Source organism: Methylobacterium sp. Leaf466 (assembly GCF_001425565.1).
GTDB lineage: Bacteria > Pseudomonadota > Alphaproteobacteria > Rhizobiales > Beijerinckiaceae > Methylobacterium.
Window position 1 is genome coordinate 295,669 of record NZ_LMRC01000023.1, and the last position, 16,354, is coordinate 312,022.

15 protein-coding genes are annotated in these 16,354 nt (G+C 68.5%); 3 read left to right on the forward strand and 12 right to left on the reverse strand.

The window, feature by feature from the left end; all coding sequences use genetic code 11:
• Window positions 1–11: 11 nt before the first annotated feature.
• From ASG59_RS10945 to ASG59_RS10980, 8 genes are all read right to left on the reverse strand, one after another.
• Window positions 12–1,517: a hypothetical protein gene (locus tag ASG59_RS10945; RefSeq protein ID WP_156399210.1), complete on the reverse strand. Its 1,506-nt coding sequence runs from the start codon at window positions 1,515–1,517 to the stop codon at window positions 12–14.
• A gap of 75 nt (window positions 1,518–1,592) precedes the next feature.
• The gene (locus tag ASG59_RS20910; protein WP_056280831.1) at window positions 1,593–2,039 is read right to left on the reverse strand and encodes a hypothetical protein; all 447 of its coding nucleotides are present in this window, start codon (window positions 2,037–2,039) and stop codon (window positions 1,593–1,595) included.
• 128 nt (window positions 2,040–2,167) lie between these two features.
• The gene (locus ASG59_RS10955; protein WP_056280833.1) at window positions 2,168–2,671 is read right to left on the reverse strand and encodes a TIGR00645 family protein; all 504 of its coding nucleotides are present in this window, start codon (window positions 2,669–2,671) and stop codon (window positions 2,168–2,170) included.
• Between the two features lie 90 nt (window positions 2,672–2,761).
• A complete protein-coding gene (msrA, locus tag ASG59_RS10960; RefSeq protein ID WP_056408833.1) occupies window positions 2,762–3,421 on the reverse strand; it encodes a peptide-methionine (S)-S-oxide reductase MsrA in 660 nt (219 codons plus the stop codon).
• Between the two features lie 101 nt (window positions 3,422–3,522).
• A complete protein-coding gene (locus tag ASG59_RS10965; RefSeq protein ID WP_056408836.1) occupies window positions 3,523–4,572 on the reverse strand; it encodes a sulfate/molybdate ABC transporter ATP-binding protein in 1,050 nt (349 codons plus the stop codon).
• A 4-nt stretch (window positions 4,573–4,576) separates the two neighbouring features.
• Window positions 4,577–5,482, reverse strand: coding sequence for a sulfate ABC transporter permease subunit CysW (gene cysW, locus ASG59_RS10970; protein WP_055879991.1), 906 nt, complete (start codon window positions 5,480–5,482; stop codon window positions 4,577–4,579).
• Window positions 5,475–6,332 (reverse strand): sulfate ABC transporter permease subunit CysT, encoded by an 858-nt coding sequence (gene cysT / locus ASG59_RS10975; RefSeq protein WP_055879994.1) that lies wholly within the window; start codon window positions 6,330–6,332, stop codon window positions 5,475–5,477. Before cysT ends, cysW begins: the two co-directional genes overlap by 8 nt.
• A 70-nt stretch (window positions 6,333–6,402) precedes the next feature.
• A complete protein-coding gene (locus ASG59_RS10980; RefSeq protein WP_055881174.1) occupies window positions 6,403–7,404 on the reverse strand; it encodes a sulfate ABC transporter substrate-binding protein in 1,002 nt (333 codons plus the stop codon).
• Between the two features lie 773 nt (window positions 7,405–8,177).
• Between ASG59_RS10980 and ASG59_RS10985 the strand changes: the two genes are divergently transcribed.
• Entirely contained in the window at window positions 8,178–8,399 is a 222-nt protein-coding gene (locus tag ASG59_RS10985; RefSeq protein WP_055881177.1) for a hypothetical protein, read from the forward strand.
• 107 nt (window positions 8,400–8,506) lie between these two features.
• On the opposite strand, the gene ASG59_RS10990 is transcribed toward ASG59_RS10985, so the two are convergent.
• From ASG59_RS10990 to ASG59_RS11005, 4 genes are all read right to left on the reverse strand, one after another.
• The gene (locus ASG59_RS10990) at window positions 8,507–8,893 is read right to left on the reverse strand and encodes a hypothetical protein (RefSeq protein ID WP_055879996.1); all 387 of its coding nucleotides are present in this window, start codon (window positions 8,891–8,893) and stop codon (window positions 8,507–8,509) included.
• Window positions 8,894–9,028: 135 nt separating this feature from the next.
• On the reverse strand, window positions 9,029–11,395 hold the full coding sequence (locus tag ASG59_RS10995) for a xanthine dehydrogenase family protein molybdopterin-binding subunit (RefSeq protein WP_055880000.1): 2,367 nt from the start codon (window positions 11,393–11,395) through the stop codon (window positions 9,029–9,031).
• Entirely contained in the window at window positions 11,392–11,886 is a 495-nt protein-coding gene (locus ASG59_RS11000) for a (2Fe-2S)-binding protein (protein WP_055880003.1), read from the reverse strand. The genes ASG59_RS10995 and ASG59_RS11000 overlap by 4 nt, the downstream gene beginning before the upstream one ends.
• Window positions 11,887–12,273: 387 nt before the next feature.
• Window positions 12,274–12,873: a superoxide dismutase gene (locus ASG59_RS11005; RefSeq protein ID WP_055880007.1), complete on the reverse strand. Its 600-nt coding sequence runs from the start codon at window positions 12,871–12,873 to the stop codon at window positions 12,274–12,276.
• Window positions 12,874–13,098: 225 nt separating this feature from the next.
• On the opposite strand from ASG59_RS11005, the gene ASG59_RS11010 reads away from it, so the two are divergent.
• Together ASG59_RS11010 and ASG59_RS11015 are read left to right on the forward strand one after the other, a co-directional pair.
• The gene (locus ASG59_RS11010; protein WP_056408838.1) at window positions 13,099–14,082 is read left to right on the forward strand and encodes a hypothetical protein; all 984 of its coding nucleotides are present in this window, start codon (window positions 13,099–13,101) and stop codon (window positions 14,080–14,082) included.
• Between the two features lie 835 nt (window positions 14,083–14,917).
• Entirely contained in the window at window positions 14,918–16,345 is a 1,428-nt protein-coding gene (locus tag ASG59_RS11015) for a chromosome partitioning protein ParA (RefSeq protein WP_244475692.1), read from the forward strand.
• Window positions 16,346–16,354: the final 9 nt, after the last annotated feature.

The window sequence follows — 16,354 nt, forward strand, 5'->3', positions numbered from 1 at the left end:
CCGGGCGGGCCTCAGCGGCCGGCCGGTGCCCGCGGTGGCACGATGCGATAGGCCACGATCGACCGGCCGTGGCCGATGGCGGTGAGGGCGCCGGGCAATGGGTTCTCGCGCACCGGACCGATGACGTAGAGGGCGTCGAACGTCGTCAGCCATTCGTTCATGGCGGCCGGCAGGCCGGAGTAGCGCGCGCCCTGGCCGATGGCGGCGAGCGTGTCGATCGAGGGCAAGGCCAGGCCTGCGTCGAGGGAGGCGAATTCCGGCCGGGGCAGGATCGGCTGCTTGCCCTTGGCGGCGAACAGGACCGTGACGAAGGCATCCACGTCGCGCACCGCCAGCACCGCCAGATGCCGTACGGGCTGGCCGTCCGGGTCGGCGCCGGAGGACCTGTCCGGCGTTGCGCTATGGGCCACAAGGATGCGGGGATGGGGCGGCAGCTGCGCGAAGGTGGCCAGGACGGCCTGCGCCTCGGCGTCGTGGCTGCGCTGGACCGGGACCACGGCGAGGATTCCCGCCAGCGCCAGGGCGGCGAGGACCGCCACCAGGGAGACACGCGGCGCCCGCGCCGGCAGCCGCCATTGCAGGAAGGCCGGCAGGATCATCGCCGCCGCCGGCAGCAGCCGGGTGTCGGCCATCACCGAATCGAGCAGGCGGTACGGCATCGCGACGTAGAGGAGCGCAAACCCGACGGCGAGCCAGCGTCCGGTGGCATCGAAACGCAGCTTTCCCTCGCGGGCGAGGACGTAGCCCGCCATCGTCAGGACGCCCACGGTCACCAGGGACACCGGCATGCTGTAGCTGTTGACGATGAGGATCTGGAACAGCTTGTCGCGCCACAGCCAGACCACGCCGGTTTCGTCCGAGGCGCCGTCGCCCGCCAGCAGCAGCCCCGCCACCACCGGCATCGGCGCGGCCAGGATCGCGAACGTGCCGAGGTTCCGGGCGGTCGGACCCCCGGTCCAGAGGTCGCGCAGGGCGACGACGCCGAGGGTGAAGCCGTAGATGCCGAGCGCCACGAGATGGCCCACCGAGAGGGCGGCCACCAGCACGACATGGAGCCCGAGGCGGAGGAGCCAGCCGCGACGGGCCAGGGCGAGCCAGGCGGCGATCCCCCACAGGGCGAGCCCGAGGGCGAACACGAAGTTGAGGAAACCGTAGGCGAAGGGCTCGCTGTTCATCCAGACGAGGGCCACGAGCCCGGAGATGCCGAAGCGGCGGGCCCATACCCATTCGATCGCGGCCGCCCCCGTCGCCACCAGGACGAGGCCCGCGACGAGGAAGGCCTTGGTGGCCGCCTCGACCCCGATCCAGCGGCCCAGCGGCGGCACGATCAGGTCCATCGCCAGGTTCGGGTAGAAGCCCCAGTCGCTACCGTAGAAGGGGTTGGCGTCCGGCCCGTCGAGGCGGGCGAGCACCCACATCCGGGCGAGGTGGTTGGCGTAGTCGACCTGCGCCGGCAGGGCCGAGGCGATGGGCAGCACGAGGCTCGCGGCGAGAAGGCTCGCGAACAGCGCCGCCATCGCGCTGTCCGCCGCGGTCCATGCCGAGGGCGCCCCCGTCGACGGGCTGAGCGAGGAGGCCATCGGCGTTCGAGATCAGAAGGAGGAGACGCGGCTGTTGCGCCGGGTGCCGATCGCCTTGTAGCCGGAATCCGGCCCGGCCTGCGTGTTCGCCTCCTCGACCCGGGCCGGCTCGGGCAGCTTGCCGACGCGCTCGATCCGCACCCCGGCGTAGTGACCCCGGCGCCAGGCGAGCTTGACGAGGCAGACGAAGTTGCGCCCCACCACCTTGAGCATGAAGGTGTCGGGCAGCACGCAGGAGGCGGGGACGCCCAGGCGCGCGCCGGATTTCGAGATGTCCTTGACGTTGCAGGGCAGCTCGGTTCCGTCGAGCAGCCGGATCAGCGCGATCCAGTTGGTCTCGCTGCGGGCCTCGCGCCGCTCGATGAAGGTCGAGGACATCGCAGCATGGCCCTGGATGTCCTGGTCCAGGAGTGCGCGCCCTTCGGCGTCTTCGACGATGCTGTGCTGATGCGATGTCACGCAGCCCTCTGAAAACCGCTCGCCGAACCCTTTCGAGACCCTGCACCGGAGCCGTTAAATATTACTCACGTTCATGCGGCCCGCCGGCCTGCCGCCGGATCACCCATCCGTGATCGGGACCGGGCGCCCTACTTGTCGTGGTGACCGGCGGCGATGCGGTCGGTGAGTGCCATGAGGATGCCGGAGACCACGAACACCATGTGGATGCCCACGAGCCACGCCAGTTCGCGGTCGCTGGTGTTCTTGAGGTCCATGAAGGACTTCAGGAGCTGGATCGCCGAGATCGCGACGATCGACGACAGGAGTTTCAGCTTCAGGCCGGTGAAGTCGATCGTCCCCATCCACTCGGGCCAGTCCCGATGGTCGGAATGGTCGATCTTGGACACGAAGTTCTCGTAGCCCGAGAACATCACGATGATCAGCAGCGAGGCCGTGAAGGAGAGGTCGACGAGGGTCAGCACGCCGAGGATGATCTGCGCCTCGTTCGCCTCGGGCGCGTGCAGGACGAAATGGATGAGCTCCTGGATCAGTTTGTACAGGAGCACCATGATGCCGATGGCCAGCGCCCCGTAGAAGGGCGCCAGCAGCCAGCGGCTGGCGAACAGCGCCCGCTCGAAAACCCGCTCGATCATTCCCATTCCACCCCGCCTCGACCGGCTGCGCATGTCGCATGCGTGAACCGGGCCAGCAAGGCCGAGCTTGGGTCTCGGCGCGGGCGATCGTCAGGTGGAGACGCCGGTCCCGATCGGGCAGGCGACGCCGGTGCCGCCCACGCCGCAATAGCCGGCCGGGTTCTTGGCGAGGTACTGCTGGTGGTAGCCCTCGGCGAAGTAGAACGTGTCCAGCGGTACGATCTCGGTGGTGATCGGCGGGAACCCGCGCTCGGAGAGGGCGGCGCCATAGGCATCGCGCACGGCTTTGGCCGTGGCCGCCTGCGCGTCGGTGAGGGTGTAGATGCCGGAGCGGTACTGGGTGCCGACGTCGTTGCCCTGGCGCATCCCCTGGGTCGGGTCGTGACTCTCGAAGAAGGTCCTGAGCACCGCCTCGAGGGGCAGCGTCGCGGGGTCGAACACCACGAGGACGACCTCGTTGTGCCCGGTCTGGCCCGAGCAGACCTCCTCGTAGGTGGGGTTGGGCGTGTAGCCGCCGGCATAGCCCACCGCCGTCACGATCACGCCGTGGGGCAGCGTCCAGAACTTGCGCTCGGTGCCCCAGAAGCAGCCGAGCCCGAGCACGATCCGCTCGGCGCCCTCCGGGTAGGGCCCCTTCAAGGGTTGGCCGTTGACGAAATGCCGCTCCGTGGTCGGGATCGGGTCGGGGCGGCCGGGCAGCGCCTCGGCGGGGCCGGGCATCACCGGCCGCTTGCGGAACATCTGGAGCATCGCGGGATCGCCTCGTCGCAACGGGTTCGGACCCTCACGATATGGGGCGGCGCGCGCCGGTTGCGTAGGGAGCGCGACGACGCCCCCCATGTCCGCGCGCCTCAATCCGCGAAGACGTACCCCCCGAGGATGCGCAGGCCCACCGGCAGCCCGGCGGCGAGGCGGGCGGTGTCGGAGGCCTCCACCACCACGGTCTTGCCCTCGCCCTCCCGGTCGACCTCGATGCGCTGGCGTCCTTGCGTGCGGTAGGAGGAACGCACGGTGCCGTGGAGATGGGCCTCGTGGGCCTCCGCGAACTGGAGCTGCCAGGGCCGGGCGTAGAGCTTGACCGGGCCGACGAGGCCGGGATGGGCCACCACGGGGGTGGCGCGCCCCTGGACGAAGACCTGCCCGTCGCGCGCCAGGGCCTCGATCTCGATGGTGTCGCCGAGGAACTTGAGCACGGTGGCCGAGACCGGGTTCTCCTGGACCTCGTCGGGGGTGCCGACCTGTTCGAGGCGGCCTTTGTCGAGCACCGCGACCCGGTCGGAGAGTTCCAGCGCCTCGTCCTGGTCGTGGGTGACGAAGATCGTGGTCTGGCCGGTGCGGTCGTGGATCTCGCGCAGCCAGCGGCGCAGATCCTTCCTCACCTGGGCGTCCAGCGCGCCGAAGGGCTCGTCGAGGAGCAGGACGCGAGGCTCGACGGCGAGCGCGCGGGCGAGCGCGATGCGCTGGCGCTGGCCGCCCGAGAGCTGGCTCGGGTAGCGGTCGGCGAAGCCCGACAGCTTGATGAGGTCGAGGAGGTCGCCGACGCGGGCCTTGATCTCGGCCTTGGCCGGGCGCTCGCTGCGCCTGCGGGCATTGAGGCCGTAGGCGATGTTCTCGGCCACGCTCATGTGCTTGAACAGGGCGTAGTGCTGGAACACGAACCCCACCGCGCGCTGCTGCACCGGCAGCTGCGTGGCGTCGTCGCCGCCGAAGATGATGCGGCCGCGATCGGGGAAGTCGAGCCCGGCGATGATGCGCAGGAGCGTGGTCTTGCCCGAGCCCGAGGGGCCGAGCAGCGCCAGCAGCTCGCCCGCCCGCACGTCGAGGGAGAAATCGTGCAGCACTGCCGCCGTGTCGAAGGTCTTCGACAGCGCCTCGACGCGGATCGCGGTGGAGCCGCCCACGCCGTCAGTGACGCCGTGCGCCCGCCGCGATGTCGGCACTGTAGCGCCATTCGAGGACGGATTTGATGACGAGGGTGACAAGAGCGAGACCGGCAAGGAGGGAGGCGACGGCGAAAGCGGCAACGAAGTTGTACTCATTGTAGAGGATCTCCACGTGGAGCGGCAGCGTGTTGGTGAGCCCGCGGATGTGGCCCGAGACCACCGAGACCGCGCCGAATTCGCCCATCGCGCGGGCGTTGCAGAGGAGCACGCTGTAGAGCAGCCCCCAGCGGATGTTGGGCAGCGTCACCGTCCGGAAGGCGTGCCACCCCGACGCCCCGAGGGTGAGCGCGGCCTCCTCCTCGGCGGTGCCCTGCTCCTGCATCAGCGGGATCAGCTGGCGGGCGACGAAGGGGAAGGTGACGAAGATCGTCGCCAGCACGATGCCGGGGATGGCGAAGATGATCTGCACGTCGCGTTCGATCAGCCAGGGCCCGATCAGCCCCTGCGCCCCGAACACGAGCACGTAGATCAGCCCCGAGACCACCGGCGAGACCGAGAACGGCAGATCGATGAGGGTGACGAGCAGGTTCTTGCCCTTGAACTCGAACTTGGCGATGGCCCAGGCCGCGGCCACGCCGAACACGAGGTTGAACGGCACCGCGATCGCCGCCGCGATCAGGGTCAGCCGGATCGCCGAGTGGGCGTCGGCTTCGGTGAAGGCGGCGAGATAGGCCGCCCATCCCTTGGCGAACGCCTGGACGAACACCGTCACCAGCGGCAACACCAGGAACAGGGCGAGGAAGCCGATCGCGACCGCGATCAGGAGCCACCGCACGAATCCGCCCTCGGTGACGACGCTGGCGGTGCGCGGCGCCGGCTGCGACGTCGGTCGTGACGGTCCCGGGGCCCGTACGGCGAGGCTAGACATAACCGAACCTCCTGCGGCTCCAGGCCTGGATCAGGTTGATGGCGAGCAGCGTCACGAACGAGATGCCGAGCATGATCGTGGCGATGGCGCAGGCGCCGCCGTAGTCGAATTCCGAGAGCTTGATGACGATCAGGAGCGGCGCGATCTCGGAGACGTAGGGCAGGTTGCCGGCGATGAAGATGATCGAGCCGTACTCGCCGACGCCCCGCGCGAAGGCGAGGGCGAAGCCCGTGAGCACGGCCGGGATCAGGGGCGGCAGCACCACCTTCACCAGGGTGTGCCAGCGGCCGGCCCCGAGGGTGGCGGAGGCCTCCTCGATCTCCTTGTCGATCTCCACGATGAGCGGCTGTACCGTGCGCACCGCGAAGGGCAGACCGATGAAGACCATGGCGATGAAGATGCCGAGCGGCGTGTAGGCCGCCTCGATCCCGAGCTTGGCGAGTTGCGCGCCGACCAACCCGTTGGGAGCGTAGAGGGCGGCCAGCGCGATGCCCGCCACCGCCGTGGGCAGGGCGAAGGGCAGGTCGACGACCGCGTCCACGATCCGCCGGCCGGGAAAGTCGTAGCGGGTCAGCACCCAGGCGACGATGAAGCCGAACACCGAGGCGACCAGCGCCGCCAGCAGCGAGATGCCGAAGCTGACCCGCAGCGCCGAGGCCACGCGCGAATCGGTGGCGACCTCCCAGATGCCCGCGAACCCGAGCTGAGAGGCGCGCAGCACCAGGGCGGCCAGGGGCAGGAGCACGATCAGGCTCAGCACCGTCAGCGTGTAGCCGAAGGTGAGCCCGAAGCCGGGGATCACGCTCGGCTGGCGGAAGCGGCGTCGGGGGCGGAGCGGCGGTTCGGCCATGGCGTGGTCCTGGAGATGGTCTCGAATCTCGGGTCTGGCGCCCCTCCCCTCGCGGGGAGGGACCGCGCCTTCAGCGACCGGCCTTGCTCAGCTGGTCGAACAGACCGCCGTTGTCGAAGTTCTTCTTCTGGATGTCGTCCCAGTTGCCCTGGAGATCCTCGATCCTGAAGAGCTTGACCTCGGGCAGCAGGGCGAGATCCTCGGGCTTTGCCGCCTCGCGCCGGCTCGGGCGGTAGTGGTGCTTGGCGAACAGCGCCTGGGCCGTGTCTGAGTACAGGAACTGCAGATAGGCCTCCGCGGCCTTGCGGGTTCCCTTCTTGTCGACGTTGGCCTCCACCAGCGCCACCGGCGGCTCGGCGTAGATCGAGACCGGGGGCACCACGACGTCGAACTTGTCGCGGCCGAACTCGTCGAACACGAGGTAGGCCTCGTTCTCCCAGGTCGGCAGCACGTCGCCGAGGCCGCGCTGGGCGAAGGTGACGGTGGAGCCGCGCGCACCGGTGTCGAGCACCGGCACCTGGCCGTAGAGCTGGCCGACGAAGGCGTTGGCCTTGTCGGCGTTCTTGCCTTCCTTCTCGTAGGCGTAGCCCCAGGCGGCGAGGAAGTTCCAGCGCCCGCCCGCGGACGTCTTGGGGTTGGGGGTGATGACCTTCACGTCGGGCTTCACGAGGTCGCCCCAGTCCTTCACGCCCTTCGGGTTGCCCTTGCGCACCAGGAACACCACCGTGGAGGTGTAGGGCAGCGCCTGGTTGGGGAGCTTCTCGCGCCAGTCCGCCGACACCTTCTTCGAGATGCGCGCGATGGCGTCGATGTCCGAGGGGATGCCCAGCGTCACCACGTCGGCGGGGATGCCGTCGATGACCGTGCGGGCCTGCGAACCCGAGCCGCCGTGCGAGGCGCGCACCGTGATGGTCTCGCCGGTCTTGGCCTTCCACTCGGCGGCGAAGGCGGCGTTGATGTCCTTGTAGAGCTCGCGCGTCGGATCGTACGACACGTTGAGGAGCTCGGTCTGCGCCCAGGCCGCCGTCGGCGGGGCCACCGCCAGGCAGGCGGCGACCGCGAACCCGCGCAGGGGACGGCTGCGGCGGGCGCGGCGGCGCCCGGTCTGGCTGGCGTCGATGGCGGTCACGTCGTCACTCCGGATCGTGGTTCGATGGCATCGTCCCCGCTCCCGGGGATTCCGTCGCTCCGATATCGTTCTTTTTAAAGAACGAAGTCAAGCACCGGCGCCCGGCGCCGGACCCGAGATATGGCAATTCCGACGCCCTCCGTCACCACAAGGCGTACCTCCCGGCCCATTATGGAAGAACGTCACACGGCGCAGGCTCTGCGGAGAAGAAAAATCCGGCTGTCACGAGTTCTTTAGAAAGAACATCCTTTGCTTCGTGTGCCCGTCGGGAGCCGGGGGACAGGCGCGTGGCGGAATGCCGGCCCGGCCCGGATCCTCGCGCGGCGACCGCCGACCCTGGACCGCCCGTGGCCGGCTCCGGTTCTCGCGAGCGTCCGCTTTCCCGGCACTGTCGCGACGGGCCGAAGTACGGCGAAACCCGCCGCATGACGGCCCGCGTCAGGCGTCCGGCCGGGAGACGGACCGGGGCCGACTGTCAAGGAATTTGGCGGGCCGGAGGCGTCAAAAAAAATCCCGGAGACCGACCGGGAAAGGAAGCCCTAACCGCACAACGGCTTGGCTTGTCCCGCCGGCCGATCGCCTCCTCGGCGGCGTTCGAAACGCTGTCCTAGGTGATGGACGCACCCGCAGAGGCAGGGTTACTAAACCGTCAAGGCCGACGAATCGGAAGGATGCCTCGCGAGCATCGCCAGCAGAGCAAGGGCAAAATTCGCCAGATGCAGAATATTACACTGACCCAGCGCGAAAGAGATACGGTTCTTGCAGCATTGCGCTACTATCAGTACTATAGATTGCAGGGTCATCCCTTCGACCCGCGTCACGATCACTTGATCGATGCCATCGCATGCCATACCGGCGATAGCCTAGACCTTGCGGAAGTCGACGATCTCTGCGCGGGCCTGCGCGGCAACAACCATGCCCTGGGTGCCGCCGCCTGAGGGCACGAACGGCCGTTCCCGCGGGCGAGGACATGCCTCGCCGCGCGTGCGGAACTGCCATGGCCGGTCACGACGGTCGACGGCCGGACGACGATCGACGCGGGCGGCTACGGGTTCGCGGGGCGGGGTGCGGCGGCGAGGTGGCCGCGGGCACGGCCGACGGCGGCTTCGCAGGCTCCGGTGTCGGCCTTGGCATCCGCGGTGCGCGCTTCGTCCAGGGCGACCCTGGCCTGCATGGCGCGGTCTCCGCCCTCTCCCGCACTGGCGCTCACGGCCGGCGGAGCCGCCATCGGCGCGGAGCCGGCCTCGCCCTCGCGGCCCTGACCTTCCCTGGCGCCGGCGGCGGCCTTTCCGCTGGTGGAGGCGGAGATCGCCGCACCGGCCTGGTCCTTCACCTGGCTTTCGAGGGACGCGATGGCGTCGCCGCAGGGTGAGGCATAGGCGGGTGCCGCCAGGGTGAGCACCGCGGCGGCGAGACAGAGGCGTCGTATCATGTCGGACGTGTCCTTCGAGAGCGCGGGGCGCGGATGAGGGGGGGGCCACGCGGGGCGGCGCATCCTCATCCAACCCGCCGGACCCACCGAAGGTCCGCCCTCCCCGGTCGCAGGGACCGGAGAGGGCGCGATTCGTCAGGCGCTGGCCTGGTTGCGGATCGGCAGCTGGCGGATGCGCCGGCCGGTGGCGGCGAACACCGCGTTGGCGATGGCCGGGGCCACCGGCGGCACGCCGGGTTCGCCGACGCCGCCCAGCGGCTTGGCGTAGTCGTTCGAGGGCAGGAGGTGGACGTGCAGTTCCTTCGGGGCGGCGTCGATCCGGGTGATCTCGTAGCCGTCGAAGTTGTTCTGCTGGGCCCGGCCGTCCTTGAAGGTGATCTCGGACGAGAGTGCGAGCCCCATGCCCATCACCACGGCGCCCTCCATCTGCGAGCGCACCCGCTCCGGGTTGACCTGCGGCCCGCAATCGACCGCGATGTCGATGCGCTTGACCGAGACCACGCCCTTGGCGTCGACCTCCACCTCGGCCGCCACGGCCGTGTAGGTGACGAAGCTGTAGTGGCCGGCGATGCCGAGCCCACGGCCGCTCGCGAGCTTGCGGCCCCAGCCGGCGCCCTTGGCCGCCGTCTCGATGACCCGGCGCAGGCGCCCCGTCTCGATCGGATAGCGGGCCGGATCCTCGCCGTAGTTCCAGACGTCGCCGAGCGTGGTCGGGTCGATGCTGCGATCGGGCCCGATGAGGTCGAGGAGGTAGTCCTTCGGGTCGCGGCCCGCCGCATGGGCGAGTTCGGCCACGAAAGACTGGATCGCGAAGGCGTGCGGGATGTTCGAGACCGAGCGGAACCAGCCGATGCGCACGTGCGCGTCGGCTTCCGGGTTCTCCAGGCGGACGTTGGGGATCGCGAAGGGGGTGTTGGTCAGCCCCATGCCGAGCTCGAACGGCAGCTGGTTCTTGGCGCCCGGCGCGAAGATCGAGCCGATGGTGGGGGCGGCCGAACGGTGCAGCCAGGCCACCGGCATGCCCTTGGCGTCGAGGCCGGCCTCCAGGCGCTCCACCGAGATGGTGTGGTAGTAGCCGTGGTGGAGGTCGTCCTCCCGGGTCCAGATCAGCTTGACCGGGGCGCCGTCGACCTCGCGGCTGCACAGCGCCGCCTCGAGCACGTAGTCGGGCTTCGACTTGCGGCCGAAGCCGCCGCCGAGCAGGGTCACGTTCACGCGCACCTTGTCGGCGGCGAGCCCGAGAGTCTTGGCGAGGCGGTCGTGGGTCGCCTGCGGCGCCTGGGTGTTGGCCCAGGCCTCGCAGAACCCGTCCTTGATCCGCACGGTGGCGGCGGGCGGCTCCATCGGCGCCTGGACGAGGTGGGGCACGAAATACTCGGCCTCGACCTTCTGCTTGGCCTTCGCCATCGCGCCGTCGACGTCGCCGGTGTTGCGCACGACCTTGCCGGGGGCGCGGGCCGCCTTCTCCAGCTCGCCCCGGAAGGCGACGGAATCGTAGGTGGCGTTGGGGCCGTCGTCCCAGGTGATCTTGAGGGCCTCGCGGGCCTTCATGGCCGCCCAGGTGTTCTTGGCCACCACCGCGACGCCGCCGATGGGCTGGAACTCGGACGGGATCGCCGGGGCCGGGATCGTGAAGATCTTCACGACGCCCGGCACCTTCTTGGCCTCGCTGTCGTCGAGGCTCGCGACCTTGCCCCCGAACACCGGCGGCCGCGCGATCAGCCCGTACAGCATCCCCTCGAGGCGGGTGTCGATGCCGTAGATCGCCGTGCCGGTGGTGATGTCACGGTTGTCGATGAGATGGACCTGGCCGCGGCCGGATTCGGCACGGCCCTCGGTCTTGCCGATGTAGCGGAACGCCTTGGCATCCTTGAGGACCACGCCCTCGCGGGCCGGCACCGGCAGTTCGGCCGCGGCGGCCGCGAGTTCGCCGTAGCCGGCCGTGCGCTTCGACTTGGCGTGCGTGACGACGTGGTTCTCGGCCTTCACCTCGGCCACCGGCACGCCCCATTGCTTGGCGGCGGCCTGGACCAGCATCAGCCGGGCCGCCGCGCCGGCATGGCGCAGGTGCGGGAAGAAGTGGCGCAGGGACCGGGACCCGTCGGTGTCCTGGTTGCCGAAGCGGGCCTCGTCGCCCCAGGCCTGAGCGACCTTGACCTTCGACCACTCGGCGTCGAGCTCGTCGGCGACCACCATGGCCACCGAGGTGCGCACGCCCTGGCCCATCTCCGAGCGATGGCAGGTGACCGTGACGGTGCCGTCGGTGGCGATGGCCACGAACACCTTGGGGTCGTCCTGCCAGCCGTGCGGCATGGCGTCGGCGCCGAACTTCTTGGGCCCATCGGCCTTGTCCTGCGCCAGGGCCGGCTCACGCCAGGACAGGGCCAGGACCAGGGCGCCCATGCCGCCGAGCATGGCGCGGCGGCTGACGTTGGCCAGCGCCGAGGGGGTTTCGGGGGAGGTGGTGGCCGCTGCGGCCATCGCGCGTGCGTCGTGGATCACAGGCGATCTCCCTTGGTGGCGGGCTTCGAGGTTCCGGGTTTGGAGGTGCCCGCGGCCTGATGGATGGCGGCGCGGATGCGCGGATAGGTACCGCAGCGGCACAGGTTGCCGGCCATGGCCTCGTCGATCTGCGCGTCGGTGGGCTTGGGGGTCTCGGTGAGAAGGGAGGCCGCCTGCATCATCTGCCCGCACTGGCAGTAACCGCATTGCGACACGTCGAGATCGCGCCAGGCGACCTGGACCGGGTGGTTGCCGTCCCGTGACAGACCTTCGATGGTGACGACGGCCTGGCCTTCGGCCGCCGACATCGGCGTGACGCAGCCCCGCACGGCGCTGCCGCCGAGGTGGACGGTACAGGCGCCGCACAAGGCCTGGCCACAACCGAACTTGGTGCCGGTCAACCCGGCTTCGTCGCGAAGATACCACAGCAGCGGCATGTCGGGGTCGCCGTCGAAGCTGCGTTCAGCTCCGTTCACGGTGAGTTTAATCATCGATCTCGTCCTGTCAGGGGCGCGTCGCGCAAAGGTCGAGGAGCGGGCCGCGCGGAGGGGGCCATCCGGCCGACGGACACGATCCATTGCCGGCGGTCGGGACTTCGGGGTCTCGCGGGTTCGGGCTCGTTGGGTCCGCGCCCGCCGCTCTTCGGTATCGCTATAAACTACAGGAGGGCTTCGCTGCAGCGCAACAGAAGCGGATCGGACCCGCCGGGCGCCGGACGCGGGGCGTGCCGTTGCGCACGCCGGGGTCGGCTCGCCCGCGGGTCTGGCGGAACATTCACCGAGGGTCGCCGCGGACCCGGGGTCCGCGGCTCGTCAGCAGGGCCGATGCACCGGCCCGGATGCGGGGCCGGTGCCCACGGGGCCGGCGCCGTGGTCCGCTCAGGCGGTGGCTTCGCCGTGGAGCTTCTCGACGTATTCCCAGTTCACGAGGTTCTCGAGGAACGCCTTGAGGTAGTCGGGGCGGCGGTTGCGGTAGTCGATGTAGTAGGAGTGCTCCCACACGTCGACGCCGAGGATCGGCTTGGCGCCGTGCACCAGCGGGTTCTCGCCGTTGGGGGTCTTGAGGATGGCGAGCTTGCCGTCCTTGACCGCGAGCCAGGCCCAGCCGGAGCCGAACTGCGAGACGCCGGCCTGGATGAAGTCGACCTTGAACTTCTCGAAGCCGCCGAGGTCCTCGTCGATCTTCTGCGCGATGGTGCCGGGAGGGGCACCGCCGCCGTTGGGCTTCATCCAGTTCCAGAAATGCAGATGGTTGAAGTGCTGGCCGGCGTTGTTGAACAGCGGCTGGTTGGTGCCGTAGGCGGCGACCACGATCTCCTCGACGGTCTTCCCGGCGAGATCGGTGCCTTCGAGCAGCTTGTTGCCGGTGTCGACATAGGCCTTGTGGTGCTTGTCGTGGTGAAACTCGAGGGTTTCCTTCGACATGTAGGGGCCGAGCGCGTCGTAGGCGTAGGGCAGGTCGGGAAGGGTGAAGGTCATCGGCTCTCTCCGGATCTCGGGGCTCGGGGCTCGGACCCCGGCGCAAAGGCTGCGCCGCGATGGGCCACCGGCCCGGCGGTAGGTAGGTCCCCGCCTCGCCGAGGGCAACGCCGCAACGGCAAAACCGGTCCCGCACGGGCCCCGTTTCGCAACCGGTTTTGCAAAAGGACACCATGCCTTTACGATGCGCCACCTGTCACGCGTACCCCGACCCCCGAGACCTCCATGATCATTGCGCTGTTCGCGCTGTCCATCGCCATGATCGTCGGCGGCATCGCCTCGGTGGTTCAGGGATTCCCCTTCGTCAGGCTGGAGAGCGGACTGGCGATGACCATCGCCGGGGCGACCACGGCCTCGGCCGGCGGCGTGCTCCTGGGCCTCGCCGTCCTCGCCCGTCAGGTCCGGGCCCTGGCCCGCTCCCTCGCCTCACCATCCTGGCAAGCCTCCCCATCCTGGCAAGCCCCCCCATCCTTGCAGGCCGCGCCGTCCCATCGGGAGGTGGACTTGGCCGAGACGGTCTCCCTGCCGCCCGACTCGGCGATCGATGCACCCCACCGCGACCGGGGCCGGCTCGATCCGACCGGCCTCGATGAGGGCTCCGAAGGCAAGGCTTCCGAAGGCGAGACGTCCAGAGATAAGTCTTTCGACGGTAAGGCTTCCGCGAGCCGCCGGCCCCTCGTCGCCGGCACGTCCGTCCTCGCGGCCGGAGCCGCCGCGGCGGCGATGCCGAGCGCATCTCCTGCGGCACGTCCCGAGCCGACCTTCGAGGAGTCGCTCGGCGCGACTCCGCCGGACGCGCCCGTCCCCCCCCCTGCTCCCACGCCCGCATCGGACCTCCATCCCGACGAGGCCGTCCAAGGCGAGCGGACCGAGCCGCACGACCTCGCGCCCGCTCCGGCTCCCGAGCCCGCCGCGCACGAGTCGGCGCCGCCGACCCCCGCCGACGCCGAGCCGTTCGCGCCCGCCGAAGCCCCGGACCTCAGGCCCGCCATCATCGACCCGGCGCCAGCCGAACCCGTCGCGCAGGCTGCCGCCCCCACCCTCGAGGTGGTGGGGACCTATGTCTCGGGGGGGAACACCTACGTGATGTTCTCGGATGGCTCGATCGAGGCGGAGACCCCGCGCGGCCGCTTCACCTTCGAATCCCTCGACGAACTCAAGGCCTTCGTGGAAGCGGGCGGCGAAACCGACGGCCGTGGCACGCCCTAGCCACGACCGCGCGGCGCAGCCCGATCAGGACAGGGACCACGCAGGGGGGCCGGCCGAGCGTGAACCCTAGCGGTCAGCACCTCTCGCGAACGGACCGCGCGCGCCGGCCGACCATCCCGGGGTGGCCGGATAGACCGCGTGCCGTCTTTCTCGTCGCGACGCCGCGAAGGCATGCGCATCTCACCGGCCTGCCGTGACGCCTGGCAGGAAACCTGATTTCAATAGAGATCGGCCTGCAAACGTCTTTCCCGAAAACACGCTTCGGTTGCCGGAAAAATGCGTTGTTTGGGAGAGTCATAATTCTGAATATTTTCCTTTCGAAACCAGGCCGATGACGACACGCTTTCGACCGGATAGTCTTTGTCGATGGTGATCGAGCTCAATCTCTGACGATGAACGTTATTACCGACGATGCCACATCGATATAATTTAGTTTATTACGAATCATCATTTGATGATTTTTACAGCATGATGTGAAATATTGACATTCGGCATGGCTATAAACCATTATGATATCTATCATTTTAAATATAAAATGATAATTTTTATCTTGTAAATCTGCAGCCATGATTTTTTGTCGGCGACGATCCCATTGTCCTCGCAAAAAAATCTGCGACTCATAACCTATGAATGCAGACTCGCCTCGACCGGAATGTATGGTAAAAACTTTACTCGCTGGCGTTTCGCGCTGGAGCACAGGGTAGGGGTTGTAGCGACAATGGGCTGGACGCCATTCCGCCGCGTGACGTCGACATCATCGCTGCGGCACGACCAGGACGACGCGCGTCGGGATGCGGAGCAGCCTCCGATGGCATCGCCGGGTCTCCCGAGGGCCGTGGTCCCCGAGTTCATCCATCATCCTCTGCCCGAGAATAAGCCGGACGCCGCCGGTCGGACCCGAACATTGGATGCGATCGGTCAGCGCGACGAGGTCGTTCGCCAGCGTATCGACTCCATGACGAACCGGCTCGAAGACCTGCGGACACTGCAGGACGACTTCGCCCTGATATTGGACCCCCTGTCCAACATCAGCGCCGAACTCTTGAAGGCGAGCGTTCAGGTCGAGGACTTGAAGCAGAAGCTTTCGCAAGAGGTGAAGAACTCGGGGACCCTGAGGGAACTGGTCGCCAATTTGACGACCGACATCTCCCGCGTCAGCCGTGAGCTCGCCGAGTCGCAAGTCCACGCCGAGCAGATCTCCGACCGGCTGAAGGAGGGCGAGGCCGCCGTCGTCGCGCAGAAGATCGAGCTGCGGGACAAATCGAGCCTTGTCGAAAGCCTGGAGCGCCAACTTTTCACGGAGACGGAACAGAACAAGGCGTTCGCGAGCGAGAACCGCGCGCTGCGTCAGGAGGCGCAGGCGGCCGACACGGCCCTGGCGCGTTCCGAGCACGAACTGGCCGATGCGCGCGAGAAGCTCGGTCTTCTCGAGGCTGAAGGCCGTCGGCTGCAGCTTCTCAGCGAAGAGCAGGCGGCCCGGCTTGCGGACCTCGACTTCAAGTATCGGGAATTGGAGACGACGACCGACGCCGACCATCAGCGCCTGCGTGCGATCGAAGGTCAGTTGGCGGCCGAGCTATCCCTCCGGGAGCGCAACGACGCGCAGCACGAAACGGAGATGTCCGCGCTTCGGACCGAGCGGGCGAGCCTCGCCATGAAGCTGGAGACGTCGTCCAACCGGGCCGCCTCCACCGAACAGCTGCTCGTTCAGGCCAGGAACCAGCTTCGCGAGAAGGACGAGGAGTTCCGGTCCGCCGACAGGAGCCTGAAGGAAGCCGTCATCGCACGCACGACGTCCGAGCGGCGGCTCGAGGCGATCCAGGCCGACCTCTCCCGGCAGAACGAGCGTTTCATCGACATCCAGCGGGTGAAGGGCGACCTCGAAAGCCGCTGCGACATGCTCAACAAGGCTCTGGCCGCGAAGGATGCGGCCCTCGAACAGGCCAACAACCGCAATGCGTCCCTGAACGACCGGATCGAGCATCTGACCCATCGGCACGAATCCGTCCGGGCCGATCTGGAGACGTCGAACCGGCGCCTGCTGGAAGATCTCCAGAACGAGCGCTCGGAACGGTCGCTGCTCCAGGGCGCCCTCGATATCGCCCGCGAGAGCCGTGTTTCGCTGCAAAAACAGCACGATGCCTTCAAACGCTCGGGGCGGCCCTGGCGGGACATCGGCAAGGACGACGCGAACGCCGAGTCACCGGACTATTCGGGCGAAGAGGCCAGCAACGTGCGCCCCTTCAATACGCCCAGCAAGTGATGCCGACGC

Coding starts and splice junctions, on each gene's coding strand:
- cysW (WP_055879991.1), bottom strand. CDS start 5,482: ATGTCTAGCCTCGCCGTACGGGCCCCGGGACCGTCACGACCGACGTCG.
- ASG59_RS10990 (WP_055879996.1), bottom strand. CDS start 8,893: ATGATACGACGCCTCTGTCTCGCCGCCGCGGTGCTCACCCTGGCGGCA.
- ASG59_RS10945 (WP_156399210.1), bottom strand. CDS start 1,517: ATGGCGGCGCTGTTCGCGAGCCTTCTCGCCGCGAGCCTCGTGCTGCCC.
- cysT (WP_055879994.1), bottom strand. CDS start 6,332: ATGGCCGAACCGCCGCTCCGCCCCCGACGCCGCTTCCGCCAGCCGAGC.
- ASG59_RS11000 (WP_055880003.1), bottom strand. CDS start 11,886: ATGATTAAACTCACCGTGAACGGAGCTGAACGCAGCTTCGACGGCGAC.
- ASG59_RS10985 (WP_055881177.1), top strand. CDS start 8,178: ATGCAGAATATTACACTGACCCAGCGCGAAAGAGATACGGTTCTTGCA.
- ASG59_RS11010 (WP_056408838.1), top strand. CDS start 13,099: ATGATCATTGCGCTGTTCGCGCTGTCCATCGCCATGATCGTCGGCGGC.
- ASG59_RS10955 (WP_056280833.1), bottom strand. CDS start 2,671: ATGATCGAGCGGGTTTTCGAGCGGGCGCTGTTCGCCAGCCGCTGGCTG.
- msrA (WP_056408833.1), bottom strand. CDS start 3,421: ATGCTCCAGATGTTCCGCAAGCGGCCGGTGATGCCCGGCCCCGCCGAG.
- ASG59_RS11005 (WP_055880007.1), bottom strand. CDS start 12,873: ATGACCTTCACCCTTCCCGACCTGCCCTACGCCTACGACGCGCTCGGC.